We start from the raw sequence: 9495 nt of genomic DNA on the forward strand, positions 1-9495 counted from the left end.
ATTTGGTGCTCTAGCGCTTATCCAGAAAGCGCTGGAAGCTACTAAAAAAGTACCAAGTTTGACCTATCGCTGTTGCCACTTCATCATCGCTACCGCCCCCGCGACAATGCCCGCGAGCGTGATGAATGAGCCAATCGCCAGCGTCGACACGCCCGACATACCCTGACCGACGGTGCAGCCGATGGCGGTCACCCCGCCAAAACCCATCAGGATGGCGCCGATCAGTTGGGTCTTCAAATCGTCAATTGAGGCAAAACCTTCCCAGCGGAACTGCTTGGTGCTGATGGCATATACAAAGGAGCCCATGACCACACCCAAGGCGGTGGCAATGCCAAAGGTCATGCGGGTTGAGGTGTCGGTCCACAGCATCAGCAACTCCAGGCTGAAAGACACCGGCGCCACAAAACTGAAGGATTCGATGGTGCGGCTGTTGGTGGCAAAGTAAACCGTCTCCAGTGTCTCCTGGTTTTCACCGTAGCCGATATGCCCACTCAGGTACCAGGCCGCTACCACCAGCAAGCCCAAAATCACCGAGGCCACCACCTGGATCAGGTTGCCGCGAAACCGCTTGTCCTTGAATACGAATGCCAGGATGGCCAGCACCAGCACTGCCAGGGTCAGCAGCAGCGCAGTCTGCTCCGCCATCCCCGTCAGCTTGGCCAGCAACTGCGACAGACTCTGGTTGGTCATGCCCAGTTTGCTCAGGTCAAGGGTGACCGGATCCAGAAAACCTGCACGCCACTGGCCAAACAGCCCTTTGAGGGTCATGTATGCAGACAGACCCAGAAACACCAATACCACCACCGAGCGCAGGCTGCCAGCGCCGACGCGGATCAGGTTCTTGTTGGCGCAGCCACCCGACATGGTCATGCCCACACCAAACAGGACGCCGCCCACCACCATCGACAGCCAGGGCAAGGCCGGGCGCTGATACACCGACTTGGTCAGATCGATCATGCCAGCGCTGTGCAACCAGTTGGCACCGATCATGGCCACCGCAATGGCCAGCAGCCACATACGCACGCGGCCCCAATGCTCCATGTTCACCACGTCCGAGATCGCACCCATGGTGCAGAAGTTGGACTTGCTGGCCACAGCACCAAAGACAAAGGCCAGCACAAAGCCACCCCAGATGACGATGCTTGACGGGTTGACTGCTTCATTCATGACAGTTGCTCCAACTCAATCTGGTTCAGTTACCACCGCCTGCGACACGAACCATCGTGGCGCGAATGGCGTCCGGTGCGTTGATGATGCCCATGAACTGGCCCATACCCAAGGCGGGCCAAGCCAGTGCGATGCGATAGCGGGCATACAGCGAGTACACCTTGTTGCCGACAATGAACACCTCATAGGGCAGGCCAGCCATGTGATCGGCACCAATCTTGTTGACCCACCAGCCCTCGCCGTCCGAAGCGCTGTTCATCGCCACGCCAAATACCGCCGTCTGATTCTCGGCTGACACTACTTCGTACACCCGGCTGGTGTCCGAGACGCCGCTGGCCAGATTGGCACGGACCGCCTTTAGCGCTGCGTCAAAATTGGCATGGGTGGCAATCTCACTGTTGGGCGAGTCAAAACGCTCCATGCCGAACATATATCGGTAGTTTTCCAGATCACCCTCTGCAACATCGCCGCCCATGCCACCGCCATCACCCAGTGCCTTGGCCAGGCGTGCCTGCACCGACTTGGCACCAGTCTGTGCTGATTTGAACTGACCACGCAGGTAGGCGCGATACCAGTAATCAGGATTGGTGTATGACACCGAGCCGTCGGGCAGCACGCCCACCCGGATCGCCGACGCAATGACCGTAGAGCCACCCGCTTTGCGGATGACCGCAAGCATGGCCGGATCGGTGACCACCACCGTGGCATGGTCGGTCAGCCCTTTGGGCAGGTGCCGACCGGCCAGGGTAAAACCCTCGGCCTGCAATTTTTTCTCCAACAGATCAACCCGTGCCGTCAGGTCTGCGGCGGCGACCTTGTCGCCTTTGATGTACGGTGCCAGCGCAAGACTGAGTTGCGACCAAAAAAGCAGGACAGCCCAAAGGATCAGTTGTTTCATCGTGGTTCTCGGAAAAATGACATCAGCAAACAAACGACCGGCCCGTTGCGGCAGGGTCGCAAGGGCCGATTTGGCACCCAGCGGTGCGGCGACAGGCAAGCGGAAATCAGATAAACAGGCAGACGTCGGATTCGCCAGCAAACTTCATGAATGTGGCGGCTCCACCGTACTCCACATCCTTGATGAACTCGCTGGTTTCAAACTCAAACAAATCCACGGTCATCTGGCAGGCGACAAACTTGACGTCGGCCTCCAGGCATAGGTCACGCAGTTCCTCCAGCGTGGCCACACCTTTGGACTTCATCTTGTTTTTCATCATCATGGTCGCCATCGACTCCATGCCCGGCAACATCTGCACAAACACCGGCATCGGCACCGGCATGGGCATGGCCGGGTTGGCCAGCGGGCTGATCTTGACGTCATCCAGACTCTTGCGCAGCAATTGCAGACCGTAGAAAGTGAAGAATATCTGCACATCCCAACCCAAGGCCGCCGCTGTCGAGGCCAAGATGAAAGGAGGGTACGCCATGTCGAGCGTTCCCTTGGTCGCGATCAGCGCCATTTTTTTAGTAGCCATGGGTAGGATGCTCCGTTAGAGAAGAACTTAGCGTTCAGGCTCAGGCCTTCTTGATGAAGAACACATACTTGCCGCCTTCAGTGCCTTGCTCCAGCAAGGGGTTGCCGGTTTGTTCGGCAAAGGCGGCCATGTCACACACCGAGCCTGGGTCGGTCGAAATCACGCGCAGCACCTGACCGGAAGTCATGTCGACCAGCGCTTTCTTGGTCTTGACGATAGGCAGCGGGCACGACAGACCAGATGCATCAAATTCTTTGTTGAATTCCACTTTAGTTCTCCAATTGCTGACTGCAGGCAGTCGATAGGTTGTTTTCAGATTTGACAAGTGCGCCAAACACCACAGTGCTCGAATGCACCACGGTTGCACGGGGTGATTTTTCGGTAGTCCTTGGGGTACGTCCATCACCCCAAAGGGTAATCCGGCGTAGCCCATATGGGTAATAGGGTCTTGGTGAACCCGGGTTTGCCAGTCACCGTGTTACCCCCGGCTTGCCAAGGGTGACGAAGATCTGGTGGTTGGCCAGCGACACCAGCCAGCATACCAGGCCAGTCCAAAGGGTATGACTGGGGTAATGTGCACCGCGCAAGGTTTGTGTCGCCCCCAGCAGCAGGCCCACCAGCAAAACCCCCAGCAGGATGTGCTGGCCAACCTTCTGCTGTGACGAAACCGATGACAACAGCCACGGCAAGGGAAATGCCAGATAGGCAAAAGCTGCCGAGGCGTGCCCCCCCGGAAAGCAACGTCCGGAGCCGCCGTCCTGAATTCCCCAGGCCCAGTGCGACACAAAGTGCGCGTTGCCCCCGTAGGCCTGCAGGTCCCACGGGCAACTGGTCTGACTGTAGTGTTTGATCGCACTCACCACCAGCAGACTCAGGGTGATGCCACAGGCGATTTCAAGCCGCTGCCGTCGGCTGATGCGCTTCAGCGCTCCCAGCGGCCGCCAAACCATCATCCAAATGCCCACGAAGAGAACCACCGCCAGTTGTCGGGTGCCATCGTGCAACACCCGCTCCAGCCACCAGTTGTGCCGCAGCGCGAAGCCGTGGCCGTCGGCCAGCCGGGACATCACGGCCGGATCAAGCCCACTGGCATCCCAGAGCAGCGCTGGCAGTGCAAGGATCAAGGTGTAGTACCACCAGCTTCGCAATCGCAGGGGCACGCTTGGCTCGGTCGGTGAGTCGTGCAGGCGGGAGATAGTACTCATCCACCCGATTGAAGCCGCAGCGTGTTAAGTGAACCTTAAATCGGGCCTGGTCCGCCCCAATCAAGTCGCGACAGTGCGCGCGCGGTGATCCAGTCCTGGCAAAGGCATCTGAGACAATCCGTCCGATCAGCCACACGATAGCCTGGAGCCTGCAAATACCGATGCGGATTTTGATTGTTGAGGACGATACGGGCATCGCCGAGGGATTGGCGGCGACCCTCAAATCAGCCGGATACGCCGCGGATGTCTGTGCGACCCTGGCGCTGGCCGACGCGGCGCTGCTTGTCGAGTCGTTTGACCTGGTTCTGTTGGACCTCGGCCTGCCTGATGGTGACGGTTTGCACTGGCTGCGCCAGCAACGCCAGGCGGGCTGCAGCTTGCCAATGCTGATCATGACGGCGCGCGACAGTGTGCCCGATCGTGTTGCCGGACTGGACGAGGGAGCCGATGATTACCTGGTGAAGCCGTTTGAGCCAGAAGAGTTGCTGGCCCGGATGCGCGTGGCATTACGGCGCAGTGAGGGGCGTGCCTCACCCATGCTGTACCACGGTAAGCTGACGGTCGATCCCGCCGCTCACATGGTTTGGTACGCCGGACAACGCGTGCCATTGCGTGCCAAGGAGTTTGCGCTGTTGCTCGCTTTGCTGCGTGGTAGCGGACAGGTGTTGACGCGCCGCAGGCTTGAAGAGGCCTTGTATGGTTTTGATGAGGCGCTCGACAGCAACGCGCTGGAGGTGCACATCCATCACCTGCGGCGCAAACTGGGTGACGATCTGGTCAAGACCGTGCGCGGCGTGGGTTACTTCGTACCACCCTCAGACCCCGATCCAATGGCACTCCGGCGAGCCAGGTGATGCACCGCGCCGCACCCCTTCGACCCCGCCCATTGTGGCGTTACTTGTGGGTTCTGACCCTGATTGCGCTGGGCATGAGCTGGTTGACCCTGGTGTTCGTGGCGTATTTCACCGGCTTGCACGAGGCCGATGAAGTCACCGACGGTCAATTGGCATCCAGCGTGCAGATGTTGTTGCGTCAACCTGCAATGGCAGCCCCAGCGGCGGCGCCAATGGTCTTGACCAAGCGCGATGGCACGGTTGAGGACCTGGCCAGCTATGCCCCCGAGCTGCACGTGGTCGTTTGGCAAGATGAGCGCGTGCTGTGGGATACCCATGGCCTCGCCAGCGCATTGCCAGCCCGTCTGACGGAGCAGCCGCAGGATGTGTCACTGGTATGGAAGGGGCAGTCCCAGGTCTGGCGGGCCTTGCTGGGTACTGCAAGCACCGGGTCTGGCGGTACACGCAAGGTGTTGGTGTTGATCGACAAGGACCGGCGCGAAGCCCTGGGTCGGGACATTGCCTGGCACATCGTGCGGCCAGCCCTGGTGCTGTTGCCGCTGGTTGCGTTGCTGCTGCTGTGGGCGATCCGGCGCGGCTTGCTGCCGCTGCAGCGACTGGCCGAAAAAGTTGCCGATCTTGACCTGGATGCCGGTCAGCTGTTGCCAACCCTGCAGCCCTATGAGGAGCTGTCGGGCACCGTGAATGCGATCAACCGTCTGGCACAACGTTTGCAGGCGCAGGTGCTGCGAGAGCGCAGTTTTGCTTCGGATGTTGCCCACGAGCTGCGCACACCGCTGACCGCCCAGGTATTGCAGGCAAGGCTGGCGCGCGTCGCTGTTGAAAGCAACGAACGCGATCTGGCGCTGCAGCAGGTGGAACAAAACGCGCTGCGCGCCGGGCGCATTCTGGCGCAGTTGATGGATCTGGCGCGTGCACAGGGGTTGGACCACCAGGCGTTGCAGCGGCTCGATCTGAATGCGCTATGCCATCAGCTGGTGGCAGAGCATGTCCCCTTGGCTCACCAGCTGGGACAGGAACTTGCGCTGGAGGTGCCAAACCAGGCTCTGTGGGTGTATGCGCACAACACCATGCTTGAGTTGGCGTTGGGCAATCTGATTGACAACGCCTTGCGCCATAACCCGGCGGGGACACAGGTGGAGGTGTCGGTGGTGCAGCAGGTGCAGGGTCAGGTCAGTGTGAGGGTCAGTGACGATGGCGTGGCCTGGTCGTCCCGGACGGTGGTGCAACCCGGCATGGGGATCGGGTTGACACTGGTGCGGCGCATCGCCGACTGGCATGGCCTGGTGTTCGATCAGCGCGATGGCACGGCACCCTTTACCAAATGTTACGCACTGACCTGGCGCGCCGCGCCAGCGCAGAGCAGCGACGCAGTCAGCGCCGCAAGCCCCGCTTAATCTGCTGATAAGGCAAACCGCGGACAATCTGAGGCGTCACTCTGCTACTGAAATATGCTCTTAGCCGTCTCTGCCAGAACACCCTGGCACCCCGTTGCACTTCTGTTGATCCTGGCACTCTGGCTGGCCACGGTGGGCAACATTCCCCTCTGGAGTGCCATCTGGCGCCTGCCGGAGACCCATGGATGGCACGCCCTGGTGACCGTGGGCAGTCTCGGACTTGCCGTGCTGGCGGTCATCTGGTCTGCCCTCTGTCTGCTGCTCTGGCCGCGTTGGCTTAAGCCGGCGGGCCTGCTGTTCCTGATCATGAGTGCTGCAGCGAGTTTTTTCATGCAACGCTACGGCGTGGTAATCGACCCAAGCATGATCGCCAATGTGGCACAAACCGATGCCCGCGAAGTGCTGGATCTGTTGTCGTGGTCCATGTTGTTGACTGTGCTGCTGGGGGTCGTGTTGCCGGCAGTCTGGCTTTGGCGGCAGCCGCTGCGGCAGGTGGCCGTGTGGTCCCTGATGTGGCAACAAATGGGGGTTGCACTGCTGGCACTGCTGCTGACGGTTGCACTGTTGTGGTTGTCGTTTCAGGATTTGGCCTCCTTGATGCGCAATCACAAGTCGCTGCGCTACATGATCAACCCGTTCAACAGCGTTTACGCCATCACGCGGCATACCCTCGGACAGGCAGCAAAGGCGCAGCAGCCCTTGCTGCCCTTGGGTGAGGATGCTCGCCTGACGCGGGCAGCGGGTGCGCCGGATGCTTCGCCCCTGATTGTGGTGGTGGTCGGTGAAACGGCACGCGCGGCCAATTTTGGTCTGGGCGGGTATGCGCGTGACACCACACCACGCCTGAGAGAGTTGCAGTCTGCGGGTGACCTGGCGTACTTTTCGGACGTCAGCTCCTGTGGCACCAACACCCAGACCTCTGTGCCGTGTATGTTCTCGCATTTGGGTCGTAGCGCTTACCAGAAAAGCGATGTGCGCTATGAAAATATGCTTGACGTGTTGCAGCGTGCCGGCCTGGCCGTGCTTTGGATGGACAACCAGTCGGGCTGCAAAGGGGTCTGTGACCGGGTGCCAGAACGGCAAACCAGTGATCTGAAACTCCCTGATGTCTGTGGTCAGGACGGCTGTTTCGACGAGGTCATGCTGCGTGAGCTCGCCACGCAGCTCGATACTCTTGACCCGCAGCGCCGTGCCCGCGGCACGGTGGTGGTGCTGCACCAGATGGGCAGCCATGGCCCCGCCTATTTCAAGCGTTCGCCGGCAGCGTTCAAACGCTTCCAGCCGGAATGCACCAGCAACGCCCTGCAGGACTGTCAACCTGAGCAATTGGTCAACACCTATGACAACTCGATTGTCTATACCGACCATTTTCTGGCCGAGGCAGTACATTGGCTAAAAACGCAGGCCTCGGTACGCCCGACCGCGCTGCTGTACATGTCAGACCACGGTGAGTCCCTGGGTGAAAAAGGCCTGTACCTGCACGGCATGCCTTACAGCATGGCACCCAAAGAGCAAACCCATGTGCCGATGGTGCTGTGGTTGTCACCCGCCATGCAGCGTGAACGCGGCTGGCACATGGACTGTGTGCGGCAGCAGGCGCAAAAGCCCTGGTCACACGACAACTTGTTTCACACCGTGGTTCGCATGGCAGGCGTGGCAACCCAGGTGGTGGAACCGCAACTTGACGTCCTCGCAGCGTGCTCGGGCCCGGCAGGTTAACGGCAGGCTACGTTTCGTCTGCGTCAGACTGCCCACCAGCGCCACAACGCACTGAGCCAGACACCGCCGCACAACAGCAGACTGATGTGCACCGCGGCACTGCCCATGTCCTTGGCGCGTTTGGACAGTTCATGCCATTGGGGGCCAATGCGGTCGATGGCGGACTCGATGCCGGTGTTGAGCAGTTCCACCACCAGCACGAACGCCAGGCAGGCAATCAAAAAACCGGTTTCGAGCCAGCTCTGACCCAGCCAGAACGCTGCCGGTAGCCCCAGCATGGCGAGCAGGGCTTCCTGGCGGAAAGCGGGCTCAAACCAGGCGGCGTAAAGTCCTTGCCAGGAGTAGAGGGTGGCGTGCCAGACGCGCGCCAGCCCTGTACGTTTGGGTGCAACCGGTGGGGAGTTGTTCACATCAAGCCACGTGAGAATGCCGTCAATTTGGTCCGCTGACAGGAATCAAAGTTCCCTAGCGTCAACGGGGGTTAATGCAAAATGTGCCCCCAAATGTGCCCCCAAATTGCAAAGGATACCCATTATGCCAATGACCGACGCCCTACTTCGCAACCTGACCGAACCCGGCAAACACTTTGACGGTGGCGGCCTTTATCTGGAACTGACCAAAGCGGGCGGCAAATACTGGCGCTTGAAGTACCGATTTGGCGGCACTGAAAAGCGACTGGCGTTCGGGGTTTATCCTGAAGTCGGATTGAAGGCCGCCCGCGATCTGGCCAATGAAGCCCGCAAGGCACTGAAAAGCGGAAGCGACCCGGGCGAGCTACGCAAGGCCGAACGGGCGAGAGTTGTTCAGGAAACGGTCAACACCCTTGAGGCCGTTTCCCGTGATTGGATGACGCACCAAGCCGCCCGCTGGGCACCTGTCACGCGTGACCGAATTCGCGCAAGCCTTGAAGCAGATGTTTTCCCGAGCCTAGGGGCACGCCCTATTGCCAGTCTCAAGCCCGGCGAGATCATGGCAGCGGTGAAAGCAATTGAAACCCGGGGCGCTGCGGATCAGGCAGACCGGGTTCTGAAAAGGGTCAAGGCGGTGTTTCGCTGGGCTGTGACCCATGAACGCATCGAATCAAACCCGATGGTCGATCTGGTTCCAAGCGAGATATTCAAACCCCGTCACGTAACGCACCGGGCCGCACTGGCTGACAAAGACTTACCCGAATTCCTGGCCAAGCTGGACGCCTATGAAGGCGACCCCCACACCTTGAACGCCCTGCGACTGTTGATCCTTACCGCAACCCGCCCCGGTGAAACTCGCGGGGCAAGGTGGGCAGAATTTGACATTGACGCGGCGCTGTGGGTGATTCCGCCCGGACGTATGAAAATGAAGATTGAACACCGAGTACCACTGTCACGGCAAGCGGTGGCAGTGATGCGCACCATGCAAACCTTGACCGGCGGCGGTGATCTGGTGTTTCCAAGCCCGTTCTATCCCAGTCAAGCATTAAGTGAAAACACCTTTAATTCCGCCCTGGCACGCCTGGGCTTCAAAGGCACGGCGACTGCCCATGGTTTTAGAGCGCTGTTTTCCACGGTAGCGAACGAATGCAACTGGAACCCGGATGCGATTGAACGTCAACTGGCACACGTTGAGCGCAACGGCGTTCGGGCTGCTTACCATCGTTCAACCTATCTTGATGACCGGGCAAAGCTGATGCAGTGGTGGG

10 protein-coding genes are annotated in these 9495 nt (G+C 59.8%); 4 read left to right on the forward strand and 6 right to left on the reverse strand.

Features of this window, described 5'->3' with window-relative positions:
- Positions 1 to 63: 63 nt before the first annotated feature.
- The 5 genes from KBF66_RS05960 to KBF66_RS05980 form a co-directional block, all read right to left on the reverse strand.
- Positions 64 to 1167: a YeeE/YedE family protein gene (locus tag KBF66_RS05960; RefSeq protein WP_296653878.1), complete on the reverse strand. Its 1104-nt coding sequence runs from the start codon at positions 1165 to 1167 to the stop codon at positions 64 to 66.
- Positions 1168 to 1192: 25 nt separating this feature from the next.
- Complete coding sequence (locus tag KBF66_RS05965) at positions 1193 to 2065, reverse strand: hypothetical protein (protein WP_296653879.1); 873 nt, start codon at positions 2063 to 2065, stop codon at positions 1193 to 1195.
- A 106-nt stretch (positions 2066 to 2171) separates the two neighbouring features.
- The gene (locus tag KBF66_RS05970; protein WP_296653881.1) at positions 2172 to 2642 is read right to left on the reverse strand and encodes a DsrE/DsrF/DrsH-like family protein; all 471 of its coding nucleotides are present in this window, start codon (positions 2640 to 2642) and stop codon (positions 2172 to 2174) included.
- Positions 2643 to 2682: 40 nt separating this feature from the next.
- Entirely contained in the window at positions 2683 to 2910 is a 228-nt protein-coding gene (locus KBF66_RS05975) for a sulfurtransferase TusA family protein (protein WP_296653885.1), read from the reverse strand.
- A 202-nt stretch (positions 2911 to 3112) separates the two neighbouring features.
- Entirely contained in the window at positions 3113 to 3847 is a 735-nt protein-coding gene (locus KBF66_RS05980; RefSeq protein WP_296653889.1) for a phosphatase PAP2 family protein, read from the reverse strand.
- Positions 3848 to 4008: 161 nt separating this feature from the next.
- Between KBF66_RS05980 and KBF66_RS05985 the strand changes: the two genes are divergently transcribed.
- Genes KBF66_RS05985 through KBF66_RS05995 form a run of 3 tightly spaced genes read left to right on the forward strand, consistent with a single transcriptional unit; the run spans position 4009 to position 7817 of the window.
- Positions 4009 to 4701 carry a response regulator gene (locus KBF66_RS05985; protein WP_296653891.1) on the forward strand — a complete coding sequence of 231 codons (693 nt, stop codon included), beginning with the start codon at positions 4009 to 4011 and terminating at the stop codon, positions 4699 to 4701.
- Between the two features lie 44 nt (positions 4702 to 4745).
- Positions 4746 to 6098, forward strand: a complete 1353-nt coding sequence (locus KBF66_RS05990; RefSeq protein ID WP_296653894.1) for an ATP-binding protein — start codon at positions 4746 to 4748, stop codon at positions 6096 to 6098.
- 54 nt (positions 6099 to 6152) lie between these two features.
- Entirely contained in the window at positions 6153 to 7817 is a 1665-nt protein-coding gene (locus KBF66_RS05995) for a phosphoethanolamine--lipid A transferase (RefSeq protein ID WP_296653897.1), read from the forward strand.
- 23 nt (positions 7818 to 7840) lie between these two features.
- Here KBF66_RS05995 and KBF66_RS06000 read toward each other — a convergent pair whose 3' ends face one another.
- Entirely contained in the window at positions 7841 to 8227 is a 387-nt protein-coding gene (locus tag KBF66_RS06000; protein WP_296653902.1) for a diacylglycerol kinase, read from the reverse strand.
- A gap of 124 nt (positions 8228 to 8351) precedes the next feature.
- Between KBF66_RS06000 and KBF66_RS06005 the strand changes: the two genes are divergently transcribed.
- Positions 8352 to 9495 (forward strand): integrase arm-type DNA-binding domain-containing protein (locus KBF66_RS06005; protein ID WP_296653905.1); only part of this gene is annotated, 1144 nt, incomplete at its 3' end.

The organism is Rhodoferax sp. (genome assembly GCF_018063565.1).
In the GTDB taxonomy this organism is placed as follows: domain Bacteria; phylum Pseudomonadota; class Gammaproteobacteria; order Burkholderiales; family Burkholderiaceae_C; genus Rhodoferax.